The organism is Micromonospora sp. NPDC047465, assembly GCF_040643125.1.
Classification (GTDB): Bacteria; Actinomycetota; Actinomycetes; order Mycobacteriales; family Micromonosporaceae; genus Micromonospora.
In genome coordinates, this window is sequence record NZ_JBEYTP010000002.1 from 239,874 (window position 1) to 253,357 (window position 13,484).

12 protein-coding genes are annotated in these 13,484 nt (G+C 74.9%); 8 read left to right on the forward strand and 4 right to left on the reverse strand.

The genetic code is table 11. The features are described from left to right. The first annotated feature begins 2,464 nt into the window (after nt 1-2,464). The 3 genes from ABZ793_RS03405 to ABZ793_RS03415 are packed head-to-tail and all read left to right on the forward strand — an operon-like array spanning nt 2,465 to nt 5,110. Nucleotides 2,465-3,316, forward strand: coding sequence for an ABC-2 family transporter protein (locus ABZ793_RS03405; RefSeq protein ID WP_357451187.1), 852 nt, complete (start codon nt 2,465-2,467; stop codon nt 3,314-3,316). After that, entirely contained in the window at nt 3,309-4,151 is an 843-nt protein-coding gene (locus tag ABZ793_RS03410; protein WP_357451190.1) for an ABC-2 family transporter protein, read from the forward strand. The genes ABZ793_RS03405 and ABZ793_RS03410 overlap by 8 nt, the downstream gene beginning before the upstream one ends. Beyond that, nucleotides 4,148-5,110, forward strand: coding sequence for an ATP-binding cassette domain-containing protein (locus ABZ793_RS03415; protein WP_357451193.1), 963 nt, complete (start codon nt 4,148-4,150; stop codon nt 5,108-5,110). The genes ABZ793_RS03410 and ABZ793_RS03415 overlap by 4 nt, the downstream gene beginning before the upstream one ends. A 100-nt stretch (nt 5,111-5,210) precedes the next feature. On the opposite strand, the gene ABZ793_RS03420 is transcribed toward ABZ793_RS03415, so the two are convergent. After that, nucleotides 5,211-5,771, reverse strand: a complete 561-nt coding sequence (locus ABZ793_RS03420; protein WP_357451196.1) for an XRE family transcriptional regulator — start codon at nt 5,769-5,771, stop codon at nt 5,211-5,213. Between the two features lie 66 nt (nt 5,772-5,837). On the opposite strand from ABZ793_RS03420, the gene ABZ793_RS03425 reads away from it, so the two are divergent. After that, nucleotides 5,838-6,692 (forward strand): AzlC family ABC transporter permease, encoded by an 855-nt coding sequence (locus ABZ793_RS03425; RefSeq protein ID WP_357451199.1) that lies wholly within the window; start codon nt 5,838-5,840, stop codon nt 6,690-6,692. After that, a complete protein-coding gene (locus ABZ793_RS03430; RefSeq protein ID WP_350707921.1) occupies nt 6,686-6,994 on the forward strand; it encodes an AzlD domain-containing protein in 309 nt (102 codons plus the stop codon). The genes ABZ793_RS03425 and ABZ793_RS03430 overlap by 7 nt, the downstream gene beginning before the upstream one ends. A 65-nt stretch (nt 6,995-7,059) precedes the next feature. Here ABZ793_RS03430 and ABZ793_RS03435 read toward each other — a convergent pair whose 3' ends face one another. The 3 genes from ABZ793_RS03435 to nadA form a co-directional block, all read right to left on the reverse strand. Beyond that, complete coding sequence (locus ABZ793_RS03435) at nt 7,060-7,668, reverse strand: DUF3043 domain-containing protein (protein ID WP_357451202.1); 609 nt, start codon at nt 7,666-7,668, stop codon at nt 7,060-7,062. 73 nt (nt 7,669-7,741) lie between these two features. Next, nucleotides 7,742-9,097, reverse strand: coding sequence for a UDP-N-acetylglucosamine 1-carboxyvinyltransferase (gene murA, locus ABZ793_RS03440; RefSeq protein WP_350707925.1), 1,356 nt, complete (start codon nt 9,095-9,097; stop codon nt 7,742-7,744). Between the two features lie 211 nt (nt 9,098-9,308). Continuing rightward, nucleotides 9,309-10,508: a quinolinate synthase NadA gene (gene nadA / locus ABZ793_RS03445; protein WP_357451205.1), complete on the reverse strand. Its 1,200-nt coding sequence runs from the start codon at nt 10,506-10,508 to the stop codon at nt 9,309-9,311. A 68-nt stretch (nt 10,509-10,576) separates the two neighbouring features. Here nadA and ABZ793_RS03450 point away from each other — a divergent pair, with 68 nt between their 5' ends. The 3 genes from ABZ793_RS03450 to ABZ793_RS03460 all read left to right on the forward strand — a co-directional run bounded on the left by ABZ793_RS03450 (nt 10,577) and on the right by ABZ793_RS03460 (nt 13,470). Further along, complete coding sequence (locus ABZ793_RS03450) at nt 10,577-11,716, forward strand: glycerate kinase (protein WP_357451490.1); 1,140 nt, start codon at nt 10,577-10,579, stop codon at nt 11,714-11,716. A gap of 237 nt (nt 11,717-11,953) precedes the next feature. Continuing rightward, complete coding sequence (gene erpA / locus ABZ793_RS03455; RefSeq protein WP_091104634.1) at nt 11,954-12,322, forward strand: iron-sulfur cluster insertion protein ErpA; 369 nt, start codon at nt 11,954-11,956, stop codon at nt 12,320-12,322. Between the two features lie 170 nt (nt 12,323-12,492). Then, nucleotides 12,493-13,470, forward strand: a complete 978-nt coding sequence (locus ABZ793_RS03460) for a carbohydrate kinase family protein (RefSeq protein WP_350707929.1) — start codon at nt 12,493-12,495, stop codon at nt 13,468-13,470. Nucleotides 13,471-13,484: the final 14 nt, after the last annotated feature.

A 13,484-nucleotide genomic window follows, 5' to 3' on the forward strand; every position in this document is an offset into this window, starting at 1 on the left:
GGGCCTGCCGGCGAAACGGGGCTTGCCGGCGGCACCGGGCTTGCCGGCGAGACCGGGCTTGCCGGTGACACCGGGGCTGCCGGCGCCGTCGGGGCTGTCGGCGGCACCGGGCGGCCGGCAACCGAACCTGCTGGCGATAGCGCGTCACCCCTGACCGGGCCTGCCGGCGAAACGGGGCTTGCCGGCGGCACCGGGCTTGCCGGCGAGACCGGGCTTGCCGGTGACACCGGGGCTGCCGGCGCCGTCGGGGCTGCCGGCGACACCGGGCGGGCGGTGGCCGGACCGGGCGGTGACGGCGGGCCGACGAAGGGACCCGCAGCGGGGACCGGGCGCGGGACGGGACCAGCGGGCGACACGGGCAGGTCGCGGGACGGCGCGACCGGGCCGGTTCGGTCCATGGGCGGCATGTCGCGGGACGGCGCGGGGGAGACCGGTCGGCCAGGGACCGCAACCTCGTCACGCGGCGTCAGGAAACCCCGAGGGCCGGCGGCAGGCGGCACCGAGATCGGCGGCGGGCCGGAGACTGGCGGTACCGAGATCGGCGGGCCGGAGACTGGCGGTACCGAGATCGGCGGGCCGGAGACTGGCGGTACGGAGACCGGCGCGCCGGACACCGGGCGGTCGCCGCCAGCGGGGACCCGCGACGGCGGGTACGGGCGCGGTTCGTCGTACCGGGGCTGGGCCGGTGGGGCGGCGGCCTCGTACGGGCCCCCGTGGTGGTGGGGACCGTCGGCCGGCTCGGTCGGCCGCCGGTGTTCGGGATGCGGTGCGGTGTGGCGCGTGTCCCGGCCGGAACCGGGCTGCGCCGGGCCGGACGACGGCCAGGGTAACCCGCCCTGCTGCGGGTGCCCCCGCGGCTCCCGGTACGCGTCAGGCCGGTACGCCTCGGGCCGTGCGGCCTCGAGTGGACGCCGATCCGGGTACGCCTCGGCGCGTGCCGCCGCCTCGCGTGCCTGCCACCGCCCGTCCGGCTCCGGCTGGCGCCGTTCCCCGTCACGGTACGGCTGCCCGCTCGCGGCCCGGTCGGGGCGCTGCCACCCGTCGGCGGGTACGCCCGGCTCGCGGCCCCGTCCGCCCGGGGCGCGTTCCTCCCGCCCGTCGGAGTGCCGTTCCCACTGCCCCGACGCGGCGTGCTCCCACGGCCCGTCCCCGGCGCGCTCCCGCCGCTCGTCCGAGGAACCGCCCCACCGCCCGTCGGAGGAACGGTCCCGCGGCGCGTTCGAGGGGCGGTGCTCGGTGGGGGCATCCCACTGGTACCGGGGCCGGCGGGCCCCCTCGCCCGTCCGGCGGTCGTCGTCGGTCTCCGTCCGGCGGTCGTGCCCTGGTCCGACCCGCGGATCGTGGCCGCGCTCGGAACGGCCGTCGTAACCGCGTTCGGAACGGTCGTCGTAACCGCGCTCGGAACGGTTGTCGTGGCCGCGCTCGGAACGGCCGTCGTGGCCGCGCTCGGAACGGTCGTCGTAACCGCGCTCGGAACGGTCGTCGTGGCCGCGCTCGCTCTGGTCGTCGTGACCGGGTTCCGGCCGGCGGTCGTAGCCCGGGCCCGGCCGGCGGTCGTGACCTGGCTCCGGCCCCCGGTCGTAGCCCGGGCCCGGCCGCTGGTACGCCGGCGACCGGCGTGGGTCCTCGCCCGGCTCGGGCAGCCAGCCCGGCTCGGAGTGGCCGGCGGGCGAGACGGGGTGGTCCTGTCCGGCTGGCTCGTGCCGTGGCGGGCGGGCGTCGTAGCGGTCGTGGCCGGCGTGGTCGCGCGGCCGGGGGGAGTCGACCGGCCGGCCCGCGCCGGAGCGGCCGGGCCCCTCGAAGCCGCCCCGGGCGTTGCGGTGCGGCGGCTCCTGTCGGTGCGGCGGCTGCCGGTCGTCCGGCCAGGTCGGCTCCGCGTGTGGCCGGCGGTACGGCTCGTCGTCGCGCCGCCGCCCGTCGGGGCCGCCAAGCGGGCCGCTCCAGCTTTCCTGCCGGCCGTTCCAGCCGTCCTGTCGACCGGTCCAGCCGTCGGGGTCGTCGTCCCAGGACCGGCCGAGGTAGGTCCCGTCGGGTCGGGTCGGCGCGAGCGGGGGCACCTCGGCGCGGCCGACGGCGGCCGCCCGGCCCCGGGGCGCGGGCGGGGCGTGCTGGATGCCGATGTCGCCGGGGTAGCGCTGGCCCGGGAACTGTGGGTGCCACTCGTTGGTCGGTTCGACCATCCAGGACGGTTCGCCGGTGTCGTGCCACCGGTCGGCGTAGCGGCTCACCGTGGCGACCTGTCGCCACAGCGGGTGAGCGGAACGGCCGTAGCGCGCCGTCGGTGAACGGGCGCGCCGGGGTGGCCGGCTCGCGTCCGCTCGCTCACGGCGGCGCCCCGGTGGCCGGCTCGCGTCCGCTCGCTCACGGCGATGTCACCTCGTTGCAAATTGTCGCGCTGGGCGCCCCACGTGCCGGTAGAGTCGCCCGTCCCGGCATGGCGTGGCTGCGGAAGGAGGGTAGCGGCGTGGGCTCGCTCACCGCCACTGTGGCACCGCCCACCACCCCAAACGTTATCCTATGGTTCCGGACATTTAGGGCTATAACCGGATCAGGCTTCCGACGTTACGCCACGTATCGGCAGGCGACCGTGGCGGGCGTCGTCACCAACACGGTCTTCGGCTTCCTGCGCTGCTACGTCCTCCTCGCCGCGGCCGGTGCCGCCGGCACGGTGGCCGGGTACGACCGGGCCCAGCTCGCCAGTTTCGTCTGGGTGGGTCAGGGCCTGCTCGCCGTCGTCCTGCTCTGGGGGTGGACGGACCTGGCGGACCGGATCCGCACCGGCGACGTCGCCAGCGACCTGCTCCGGCCGGTGCACCCGGTGACCAGCCACCTCGCCACCGACCTGGGCCGCGCCGGCCACGCCGCCCTGGTCCGGCTGCTCCCGCCGGTGCTGGTCGGGCCGCTCTTCTTCGAGGTGTACGTGCCCCGGCGCTGGTCCACCCTGCCACTCTTCGCGCTCTCCGCCGTCGCCGCCGTGGTGCTCTGCTTCGGCTGCCGGTTCCTGGTCAACGCGACCGCGTACTGGTTGCAGGACGTCCGGGGGCCGATGATCCTCTGGACCCTCGCCTCGGGGGTGCTCGCCGGGCTCTACTTCCCGCTGCGCTTCCTGCCGGAATGGCTCCAGCACGTCCTCTGGCTGGGCACCCCCTTCCCGAGCCTGCTCCAGACCCCGCTCGACGTGCTCGTCGAGCGGGACCCGACGGGCGCCCAGGTCGGGCTGGTCGGCCTCCAGCTCGCCTGGGCGGTACTGGTCCTGGCCGCCTGCCGGCTCGTGCAGCGCCGCGCCGAACGCCGCCTGGTGGTGCAGGGTGGCTGACGGGGTCCTGGCGCCGACCGCCGGGCGCCGCGGCGGCGGGACGCTGGCCGCGTACCGGGCGCTGCTGGGGGCGCAGGCACGGTCGCAGACGGCGTACCGGACGTCGTTCGTGGTCGACGTGCTCGGCAACGTCGGGTCCACCGTCTTCGACGTGCTGACGGTGCTGGTGATCTTCGGCGTCACGCGGGAGCTGGGCGGCTTCACGCTCCGCGAGGCGCTGGTGATCGTCGGCCTCTCGACCTGCGCGTTCGCCACCGCCGATCTGCTGGTGGGCAACATCGAGCGGCTGCCCCGCTACGTGCGCACGGGGCTGTTCGACGCCGTGCTGGTCCGCCCGCTCGGCGCGCTGCCGCAGCTGCTGCTCATGGACCTGCCGCTGCGCAAGGTGTCCCGGGCGGTCTTCGGGATCGCCGTGCTGGTCGTCGCGGTCGGCTCGGCCGGCGTCCAGTGGACCCCGGCGCGGGTGCTGCTGGTGGTCGTCGCCCCGCTGGCCGGCGTGGTCTTCTTCGGGGCGGTCTTCGTCGCCACCGCCACCGTCTCCTTCTGGTGGGTCGACTCGGGCGAGCTGGCCAACTCGGTCACCTACGGCGGCCGGGACTTCACCTCGTACCCGGTCACCGTGTTCGGCGGCTGGTTCCGCGCCGTGTTCGCGTACGGCCTGGGCTTCGCCTTCGTCAGCTACCACCCGGCGCTGGCGCTGCTCGGCCGCGCCGACCCGCTCGGCCTGCCGGGCTGGGTCGGCTGGGCCGCGCCGGCCGTCGCGCTGGTCGCGGCCGCCGGGGCCGCGGCGGCCTGGCGCACCGGCGTCCGCCACTACCGGAGTACGGGGTCGTGAGCGACGACGTCATCGTGGTCGACGGGCTGCGCAAGGAGTTCACGGTCCGGGTGCGGGCCGGCCGGCTGCGCCGCGAGAAGCGCCGGGTCACCGCCGTGGACGGGGTCGACCTGCGGGTGCCCCGGGGCGAGACGCTCGGCTACATCGGGCCCAACGGCGCGGGCAAGTCCACCACGCTCAAGATGCTCACCGGGGTGCTGACGCCCTCCGCCGGCGAGGTGCGCGTCTGCGGCCTGCGCCCGGTCGCCCAGCGCACCCGGCTCGCGCTACGCATCGGCGTCGTCTTCGGCCAGCGCTCGCAGCTCTGGTGGGACCTGCCGCTGCGGGAGTCGTTCGCGTTGCTGCGGCACGTCTACCGGGTGCCGGCCGCCGCGCACGCCGCCCGGCTGCGCCGCTGCCGGAGCCTGCTCGACCTGGACGCCTTCCTGGACACCCCGGTCCGGCAGCTGTCCCTGGGGCAGCGGATGCGCGGCGAGCTGACGGCCGCCCTGCTGCACGGCCCCGAGGTGCTCTTCCTCGACGAGCCGACGATCGGCCTGGACGTGGTGAGCAAGCAGGCGGTCCGTGGCTTCCTCGGCGAGCTGGGCCGGGCCGGGGACACCACGCTGGTGCTCACCACCCACGACCTGGCCGACATCGAGCGGCTCTGCCGTCGCCTGGTGGTGGTCGACCACGGTCGGGTGGTGCACGACGGGTCGATCGCCGCGTTGCACGAGCGGTACGGCTCCCGTCGGCTGCTCGTCGCCGACCTGGAGGCCCCGCTGCCCGAGCCGCCGGCGCTGCCCGGCGCGCCGCTGCACCGGGTGGAGGCCGACGGGCACCGGCTGGCCTTCGCGCTGGAGTCGGCGGGCGTGGCCGAGGTGGTGGCCGCCCTGGCCGCCCTGGGCTCGCTGCGGGACGTCTCGATCGTCGAGCCGGACATCGAGGACGTGGTGGCCCGGCTCTACCGGGGTGGCTGAGCCCCTCGGTGCGAGTGGAGGCTGCCTCCGGTCGAGCTGAGCCCGACTCCGGGGAGCTTGCGCCCGGCCCTGCCGCGGAAGGCGAGGCCGGGGCGGGCGGTCAGGGGTGTTCCATCACCAGGACGGCGAAGGTGCCGGGGGCCAGCGCCTCGTAGCGGTGCGGCACGTCGCCGGGGAAGGTCGCGTAGTCGCCCGGGCCGAGTTCCACCAGGTCGCCCTCCGGCCCGACGCGCAGCCGCCCGGCGCCCACCACGATGTGTTCGACGCTGCGCGGGGTGTGCGACTCGGCCGTGCGTACCGTCCCTGGCTCCAGCTCGAGCAGGTAGACGTCCCGGCGGATGTGGGCCGTGCCGGCGGCGAGCAGCGTCGCGGTGAGGTCGGCGTGCTCGGAGCGGATCCGGGGGCCGTCGCCGGCCCGTACGACCCGGACGGCGGCCGCCGGCGGCTCGACCAGCCGGCTGAACGGCACGCCGAGCGCCACCCCGAGCGCCCAGAGGGTTTCCACGCTGGGGTTGCCGACCCCGGATTCCAGCTGGGAGAGGGTGGACTTGGCGATGCCGGCTCGGCGGGCGAGCTCGGTGAGCGAGATGCCGACGCGGTCGCGCTCGCGGCGGAGCGCGACGGCGATGGTGGCCAGCGGGGGAGTCGGTTCGGCGGACATTGTTCGCTCCAATGTTCCGTCTGTTCGGTTTGACGAACAGGTGGGGCGCGTTCATCATGATGGACCATGCGTACGGTACAGCGAACGGTCGAGCGCGCGGCAGTCCGCGACGTCGCCGCCATCGGGGCGGCGATGGTCGCGGTCGGCGCCTCGTTCGGCGCGGTGGCGGTGGCCGCCGGCCTGCCGGGCTGGGCGGCCGTCGTCATGTCCGTGCTGGTCTACGCCGGCGGCGCGCAGTTCATGGCGGTCGGGCTGGTGGCCACCGGGAGTCCGCTCGCGGCGGTCCTCGCCGGCCTGCTGCTCAACGCCCGGCACCTGCCGTTCGGGCTGGCGCTGGCCGACAGCATCGGCCGCCCGCTGTGGCGCCGGCTGCTCGGCAGCCACCTGATGACCGACGAGGCGACCGCCTTCGCGCTGGCCCGCCCCGCCGGGGGCGCGCGCCGGCGGGCGTTCTGGCTTGCCGGCACCCTGCTCTTCCTGGCCTGGAACGTGGGGACCGTGCTCGGGGTGCTCGCCGGCGGCGTGGTCGGCGACCCCGCCGCGTTCGGCCTGGACGCCGCGTTCCCGGCCGGCCTGATCGCGCTGCTGCTGCCGGCGCTGCGCGACCGCGACACCCGGCGGGTGGCGCTGGCCGGCGCGGTGCTGGCGGTGCTGGCCACCCCGCTGCTGCCGGCCGGGCTGCCGGTGCTGCTGGCGCTCGCCGGCCCGGCCGTGCTGGCCGTCGCCGCCGTACGCCGTGGTCGGCGGGCCGCGAACGCGGGCGGCGGCCACACACCGAACGCGCCGGTCGCGGGCGGCGGAACGGTCCCGGGGGCCGCCGTCGAGCCGCCGGGCGGGGTGGGGGAGCCGGTGCGTGCGGGGGAGAGGACGCCGCGGGGCGGGTCCGTGCCGGTCGGCCGGACGGGGGAGGGGTCGTGCTGATCGCCGTGATCGTGGCGCTGGCCGCCGGGACGTACGGCTTCCGGGTCGCCGGGGTGCTGCTGCGCGACCGGCTCGACCTGCCGGAGTGGTCCCGGCGGCTGCTGCCGGTCGGCGCCGCCGCCCTGCTGGCCGCGCTGGGCGCCACCGCCGCGCTGACCGAGGCCGGCCGGTTCGCCGGCTGGGCCCGGCCTCTGGGCGTGCTGGTCGGCGTGCTGCTGGCCTGGCGGCGGGCGCCGTTCGTGCTGGTGGTGCTCGCCGCCGCCGGCACCACCGCGCTGCTCCGGCTGCTCGGCGTGCCGTAGCCCCCGGTCCGCTGACGACGAACGGCCCCTCGCCGCGGTGCGGGAGGGGCCGTCGGTGCTGCGGGTCAGACCGGGTCGCCGATGTTGACCCGGGGCTCGGGCGCGCGCATCCGGCGGAAGGTGATCGACCGCATGATGGCGTAGAGGTAGAGCGAGCCCATCCGCTGCCCGGTGTTCGGGAAGCGCTCCCGGACCAGCTTGCGGATCTTGCGGGAGATCAGGAACGAGTCGACCACCACACCCAGCGCGAGCGCGCCCCAGAGGATGTTGGAGACCAGGCGGACGATCGGGGGCATCGCCGCGTTCGAGCCGATCAGCACGATCAGCGCGCCGCCGAAGAACCAGGTGCCGACCGTACGCCGGGAGTCGACCACGTTGCGGGCCAGCAGCCGCTCGGGGCCGCGGTCACGGGGCCCACCCTCGCGGCGGAACTCCGCCGCCGACTCCGCGCGCAGCTGGCGCCGGCGCTCCCGCGCCTCCTCCTTGGTCAGCGGCTTGGTGGCCGCGGCCGGTCGGCGGCCGGCGCTGGGCCGCTTCGGCGTGACCTTGCCCAGCTCCTTCTTGCTCGGGGTGTGGCCCCGGGGCTGGGCGGTCGAGGACTCCTCGTCAGGCGTCACCGGGGTGACGGCCTCGTCGACGAGGTCGGTGGACTTGCGGCGAAACAGCGACGGCACGCGGAAAGGGTAGCCAAACGACGGCGCCCGGTGCACATCGCGGTGCACCGGGCGCGGTCGGGAGTGGTCGACGTTACGGACGCTCGACGTGCGCGCCGAGGTCGGCGAGCTTCGCCTCGAAGTCCTCGTAGCCCCGGTTGATCAGGTCGACGCCGTAGACCCGGGAGGTGCCCTCGGCCGCCAGCGCGGCGATCAGGTGGCTGAAACCGGCCCGCAGGTCGGGGATGACCAGGTCGGCGGCGTGCAGCTTGCTCGGCCCCGCGATCACCGCGGAGTGCTTGAAGTTGCGCCGGCCGAAGCGGCACGGGGTGCCGCCCAGGCAGTCCCGGTAGACCTGGATGTTCGCGCCCATCGAGTTCAGCGCCTCGGTGTAGCCCAGCCGCTGCTCGTAGACCGTCTCGTGGACGATGGACAGGCCCCGGGCCTGGGTGAGCGCCACCACCAGGGGCTGCTGCCAGTCGGTCATGAAGCCCGGGTGCACGTCGGTCTCCAGGGCCACCGACTTCAGCTCGCCGCCCGGGTGCCAGAACCGGATGCCGCCCTCCTGGCCAGGGTCGCCCAGCTTCGGCGGCCGGGCGTCGGTGACCTCGTACTCGCCGCCGACCGAGCGGAAGATGTTCAGGAACGTCATCATGTCGGCCTGCTGCGCGCCGAGGACCTCGACGTGGCCGCGGGTCGCCAGCGCCGCCGCGGCCCAGCTCGCCGCCTCGATCCGGTCCGGGATCGGCCGGTGCGTGTAGCCGTGCAGCTTCGGCACGCCCTGGATCTCGATCACCCGGTCGGTGTGCACCTTGATGATCGCGCCCATCTTCTGCAGGACGCAGATCAGGTCGATGATCTCCGGCTCCACCGCCGCGTTGCGCAGCTCGGTGACGCCCTCGGCCATCACCGCCGTCAGCAGCACCTGCTCGGTCGCCCCGACGCTCGGGTACGGCAGCGAGAACTTCGTGCCGTGCAGCCCGTTCGGCGCCGACAGGTGCAGGCCCTCCGGGGTCTTCTCGACCGTCGCCCCGAACTCGCGCAGCGCCTGGAGGTGGAAGTCGATCGGGCGCGGCCCGATGTGGCAGCCGCCCAGGTCCGGGATGAAGGCGTGGCCGAGGCGGTGCAGCAGCGGCCCGCAGAACAGGATCGGGATCCGGCTGGAGCCCGCGTGCACGTTGATCTGGTCCGTGCTCGCGCTCTCCACGTTCGCGGGGTCGAAGACGAGCTCGCCGTCCTCCTCGCCGTCGCTGACCTTCACGCCGTGCAGGCCGAGCAGGCCCCGGACGACCTCGACGTCACGGATCTTCGGCACGTCGAACAGTCGGCTCGGGCTGTCGCCCAGCAGTGCGGCGACCATCGCCTTCGAGACCAGGTTCTTCGCGCCGCGCACGCGGATCCGCCCTTCCAGCGGAGTACCTCCGTGTACGACCAGGACGTCGTCGGTCAACGCAACCTCCAGCGCGTCGGTGCTGCCGTGTGTTGATGGTGGGCTCGCGATGTCTTCGCTACCCGGAATGCGGTCATGTCGAAACGGCCGCGTGCGTCGTCGCCCCGGCAGCATAGCCCTCCGTGACGTAAATGGACCCGGTCAGATCGCCCCTGAGGGCACTAATCGGTGATCGGGCCCATTTCCGTACCAGTGGTGCTACCGAGAGTGATCAGCCCGCCGCGGGCGGCGGGGTGTCGGCCCCGGGCAGGGCGAGCATCTGGTCCAGCGCCACCCGGGCGTGGTGCGCGGTGTCCGGGTCTACCGTGATCTGGTTGACCACCCGGCCGGCCACCAGCTCCTCCAGCGCCCAGACCAGGTGGGGCAGGTCGATCCGGTTCATGGTCGAGCAGTAGCAGACCGCCTTGTCCAGGAACATGATCTGCTTGTCGGGATGGGCCAGCGCGAGCCGGCGGACCAGGTTCAGCTCGGTGCCGACCGCCCACGCCGAGCCGGCCGGGGCCGCCTCGATGGCCTTGATGATGTACTCCGTCGAGCCGACGAAGTCGGCGGCGCTGACCACCTCGTGCCGGCACTCCGGGTGGACCAGCACGTTCACCCCCGGCACCCGCTCCCGCACGTCGTTCACGCTGTCGAGGGTGAACCGGCCGTGCACCGAGCAGTGCCCCCGCCAGAGGATCATCTTCGCGTCGCGCAGCTGCTCCGGGGTGAGCCCGCCGTTCGGCTTGTGCGGGTCGTAGAGCACGCAGTCGTCCAGCGAGAAGCCCATCTCCCGCACCGCCGTGTTGCGGCCCAGGTGCTGGTCGGGCAGGAAGAGCACCTTCGACCCCTGCCGGTACGCCCAGTCCAGCGCCCGCTTCGCGTTCGACGAGGTGCAGACCACGCCGCCGTTGCGGCCGACGAAGCCCTTGATGTCCGCCGAGGAGTTCATGTAGGTGACCGGGACGGTCTGCTCCGCGATGCCCAGGTCGGTCAGCACGTCCCAGGCCGTCTCGACCTGCGACAGCACCGCCATGTCCGCCATCGAGCAGCCGGCGGCCAGGTCCGGCAGGACGACCTTCTGCGCGTCCGAGGTGAGGATGTCGGCGCTCTCGGCCATGAAGTGCACGCCGCAGAAGACGATGTACTCCGCGTCGGGGCGGGCCGCCGCCTCGCGGGCCAGCTTGAACGAGTCGCCGGTGACGTCGGCGAACTGGATCACCTCGTCGCGCTGGTAGTGGTGCCCCAGCACGAAGACCTTGCTGCCCAGCTTCGCCTTCGCCGCCGCCGCCCGGGCCACCAGGTCCGGGTCGCTGGGCGCCGGAAGGTCACCCGGACACTCGACGCCACGCTCGGTGGCGGGGTCGCTGCCCCGGCCGAGCAGCAGCAGTGCCGTTGCCGTGTTGGAGGGTTCCACCCAGGTCGAAGTCACGTACCCCATGGTCCCACAGGGTGGCCTGAGCGCAGCCTCCACCGGTGTGGGCTGCCACACTGCTCGGCATGCGCGTGCTGCTCTGCCCGGACAAGTTCGCCGGCACCCTGTCGGCCCCGGAGGTCGCCGACGCCGTGGCCGCCGGCTGGCGCGAGGTGGCTCCCGGCGACGACCTGCACGTCCGGCCGCTGTCCGACGGTGGGCCGGGCTTCCTCGACGTGCTCGGCGACGCGCTCGACGGGCGCCGGATCCCGGTGCCGACCGTCGACCCGCTGGGCCGCCCGGTGGCCGGTGAGATCCTGCTCACCGACGGCGGGACGACCGCCTGGCTGGAGAGCGCCCAGGCGTGCGGGCTGCACCTGCTCGACGCGGGCGAGCGCGACCCGAAGACCACCACCTCGTACGGCCTGGGGGTGCTGGTCGCCGCCGCCGTGGAGGCCGGCGCCCGCACGGTGGTGATCGGCCTGGGCGGCTCCGGCACCAACGACGGCGGCGCGGGGATGCTCACCGCGCTCGGCGTGACCCCGCTGGACGACGGGGGCCGGGCGCTGCCGTACGGCGGCGCGGCGCTGGCCGCCGCGGTCGCGCTCGACGGGGCGCCCCGGCTGCGCGACGCCCGGCTGGTGGCCGCCACCGACGTCGACAATCCGCTGCTCGGCCTGCACGGGGCGAGTAACGTGTTCGGCCCGCAGAAGGGCGCCGACCGGGCGGACGTGCTGCTGCTCGACGCCGCGCTGGAGCGCTTCGCCGCCGTGCTGGAGCGGGACCTGCCCGGCTGCCCCGACCGGCTGGGCGCCCTGCCCGGCGGCGGCGCGGCCGGGGGCCTCGGCGCGGCCGTCCTGGCGCTCGGCGGGCACTGCGAGTCGGGCATCGGCCTGGTCACCCGGGCGATCGGGCTGGACGCCGCCCTGGACGCCGTCGACCTGGTGGTCACCGGGGAGGGCTCCTTCGACCACCAGTCGCTGCGCGGCAAGGTGGTGGCCGGGGTGGCCGGCGCCGCCCGGGACCGGGGCCTGCCCTGCGTGGTGCTGGCCGGCCAGGTGAGCACCGGCCGGCGGGAGGCGGGCGCGGCCGGGGTGACCGACGCGTACAGCCTGGTGGAGCACTTCGGGGGCGAGGAGCGCGGCGGGCTGGCCGCCGCGCTGGAGCGCCCGGCCGAGGGGCTGCGGGCGCTCGGCGCTCGGCTGGCCCGGCAGTGGAGCCGCTGACCGCCCCGCGGACGTGACCTGACCGGCGGCCCCGCCGCGCCGGTGGCGCGGCCGGGAGCCGCTCGCCCCGCCGCGCGATCGGGTCCGTCGGCGCGCCGGCTGCGGCGGCCCGTGTCACGGCGGCGGGTGGGGCCGGTCGCAGCGGCGTACCATCGGATCTGGACCACACCGGGAATGGCTGGGCGACGTGAGATGTTGGCCAGTGCGTCCGGACCCAACCGCGCAGGGAGATTTCACGTGACCACGCCAGCGCAGACCGAGTCGACCGAGGCCAAGGCCCCCACGTCCGTCGTCCTCACCGACGTCGCGGCGCAGAAGGTCAAGGCCCTGATCGAGCAGGAGGGCCGCGACGACCTGCGGCTCCGGGTCGCCGTGCAGCCGGGTGGCTGCTCCGGCCTGCGGTACCAGCTCTTCTTCGACGAGCGCTCGCTCGACGGTGACGTCGTCACCGACTTCGACGGCGTCGAGGTCGTCGTCGACCGGATGAGCGCCCCCTACCTGGCCGGCGCCACCATCGACTTCGCCGACCGCATCGACGCCCAGGGCTTCACCATCGACAACCCCAACGCGGGCAACTCCTGCGCCTGCGGCGACTCGTTCAGCTGAGCCCACCTCGCTCGCGACCAGCGGGGCCGTCCCCTCGGGGCGGCCCCGCTGCCGCGTCCGGGCCCGGTAGCGCAAGCCGAGAAGATGACCGAGGCCGGACCGACGGGTCATCCTGAGGGGGCCGGACCGGTAGGCTGACCGGCGCCCTGCTCCCGACCCCGAGGGTTGACATGAAGATCGCCGTGACCGGCTCGATCGCCACCGACCACCTGATGAGCTTCCCCGGCCGCTTCGCCGACCAGTTCATCGCCGACCAGCTGCACAAGGTGTCGCTCTCCTTCCTGGTGGACGACCTGGTGCTGCGTCGCGGCGGCGTGGCGGCGAACATCGCCTTCGGCATGGGACAGCTCGGCCTGCGCCCGGTGCTGGTCGGCGCGGTCGGCGCGGACTTCGCCGACTACCGCTCCTGGCTGGAGCGGCACGGGGTCGACTGCGACTCGGTGCACGTCAGCGAGGTGGCGCACACCGCCCGGTTCGTCTGCACCACGGACACCGACATGTGCCAGATCGCCTCGTTCTACGCCGGCGCGATGAGCGAGGCCCGCAACATCGAGCTGGAGCCGGTGGCCCGCCGCCTCGACGGGCTCGACCTGGTCCTGGTCGGCGCGAACGACCCGGCGGCGATGCTGCGGCACTCCGCCGAGTGCCGGGAGCGGGGATACCCCTTCGCCGCCGACCCGTCCCAGCAGCTCGCCCGGATGGACGGCGAGGACGTCGTCGCGCTGATCGAGGGCGCCGACTACCTGATGACCAACGACTACGAGAAGTCGCTGCTGCAGAGCAAGGCCGGGCTGAGCGACGCGCAGCTGCTCGACCGGGTCAAGGTCCGGGTCACCACGCTGGGCAAGCACGGCGTGGAGATCGCCGGACGCGACATCGACCCGATCCACGTGCCGATCGCGCGGGAGATCCGGGCGGTCGACCCCACCGGGGTCGGCGACGGCTTCCGGGCCGGCTTCTTCACCGCGCTGTCCTGGGGCCTCGGGCTGGAGCGGGCCGCCCAGGTGGGCTCCCTGCTCGCCACGCTGGTGCTGGAGACCGTGGGCACGCAGGAGTACGAGGTCCGCCGCGACCTGTTCGTCAAGCGGATGGCCGAGTCGTACGGCGACGTGGCCGCCGAGGACGTCCGGCCGCACCTGTTGCCGTAACCCCCGCCCTCGGT

Coding starts and splice junctions, on each gene's coding strand:
- ABZ793_RS03460 (WP_350707929.1), top strand. CDS start 12,493: ATGAAGATCGCCGTGACCGGCTCGATCGCCACCGACCACCTGATGAGC.
- ABZ793_RS03420 (WP_357451196.1), bottom strand. CDS start 5,771: ATGTCCGCCGAACCGACTCCCCCGCTGGCCACCATCGCCGTCGCGCTC.
- ABZ793_RS03425 (WP_357451199.1), top strand. CDS start 5,838: ATGCGTACGGTACAGCGAACGGTCGAGCGCGCGGCAGTCCGCGACGTC.
- ABZ793_RS03450 (WP_357451490.1), top strand. CDS start 10,577: ATGCGCGTGCTGCTCTGCCCGGACAAGTTCGCCGGCACCCTGTCGGCC.